Annotated in this window: 2 protein-coding genes; both read right to left on the bottom strand. The window is 47.4% G+C overall.

Annotation, left to right across the window (positions count from 1 at the left end; translation table 11 throughout):
- Positions 1-708 (bottom strand): lipid kinase YegS (yegS, locus tag R7Q47_RS24355; RefSeq protein ID WP_318089790.1); only part of this gene is annotated, 708 nt, incomplete at its 3' end.
- A 9-nt stretch (positions 709-717) separates the two neighbouring features.
- Positions 718-1,434, bottom strand: a 717-nt coding sequence (locus R7Q47_RS24350) for a LysR substrate-binding domain-containing protein (protein WP_318089788.1), incomplete at its 5' end; no start/stop codon positions are given.

The following is a 1,434-nucleotide window of genomic DNA, read 5'->3' as shown; positions in this document are numbered from 1 at the left end:
CTCTTCAATGACTTTGGGCAATTCATGCGGTAAAAACGGACGAACCAGCGTTAAGTCCATCAAACCATCATCAATCATCGCATTGGGAGCGAGCTGTTGACCGCCACCAGCTAAGCGGCTGTTGCAAAATGCCCCTAACAACATTTCGCCATCGTAGCGACCCCCTTCGATAATGATGCTGCCATCATAAGGTTTGAAGCCGAGCGCCTTCACAACGCCAGTCAGTGTGTAAGCCCCACCACCGAGAAAGTTTTTTAACTCAACAGGCGTTTCTGCCGTCACTTCTGCGCCAAAACCCGCCGCCGCGACATTGATAAAGCAACGATCGTTCGCCTTAACGCAATCAACAGACAGCGCTTGCCCTTCCACTGCCAACGTTAATGCATCAGCAATCGAATCTGGAATATGATTCGCGGTCGCAAAATCATTGGCCGCACCAAGCGGAATAATGGCAAGTTCAGGGCGACTTTCATGATCAATGTGGATAAGTGCCGAAGCAGCCTCATTGACAGTGCCATCGCCACCCGCAACAACAATACGCTCAATACCATCCGTTACCGCTTCTTTCACGAGACGCGGCATATCTTGCGATTCCCAAGTGACGCGAACTTGCACATCTACGCCCTTGTCTCTCATTTTCATGATGGCGTTTCTTAGCTCAGGATTACCGGCTTTTTTGCCGTTTAGAATCGCTCGTATTGTCTTCATATGGACTTCCTATTTCTTGATGACTTTCCCTGCGTGTTTGATTTGCGCGCGCAACCACTGATGGGCACTTTCATTAGTACGGCTAGGGTGCCAAATGGTACAAAGATCGTAAGTTGTCACATCAAATGGAAGCGGCAGTGCTTTCACATGATAGGTATTACTGAACAACTTAATCATCGATTCTGTCATCAAACCAATGTATTCGCTACCACAGATAACCGGCAACATTTCCAGTGCTCCTGCGGCTCGATACATGATTTTGCGTTTGTCCAAATCAACAATATCTTCTGCACTCAGCATGCTTTTTCGGCTTTGCCACTGCGATACTGCAACGTGTTCTTCTTCAAAAAACTGCTCTTGAGAAATGCTCTCAGCGATACGAGGGTGATCTTTGTTACACACCACCATCAAACGCTCAGTGATCACGGGTTCAACTTTCAAGACCGTTCTCCCGCGTGGTGCTAAATCGATAATCAAATCATAACGTTGTAAGCGTAGATCACTTTCGTAATCCTCAGTAAACAGCGGGTGCACTTCCAAAGCGATATTCGGCGCTAACTCGTGAATCTGCTTCATCAACTGTGGCAGCAACTCGTAGCTTAAAATCGACACGCAAGCGATAGAGAAAATGCGATTGGAAACTTTAGGATCAAACTCAACCGATGCCGACAGCGTCGAGGTAAAGTTCTTTATCGCCGCAACCATAGCCGGATAAATATCAACAGC

The sequence above is a fragment of the Vibrio sp. Vb0349 genome (assembly GCF_033338975.1).
The sequence above is the reverse complement of the archived record's forward strand: the minus strand, read 5'-3'. Positions and strand labels throughout refer to the sequence as shown.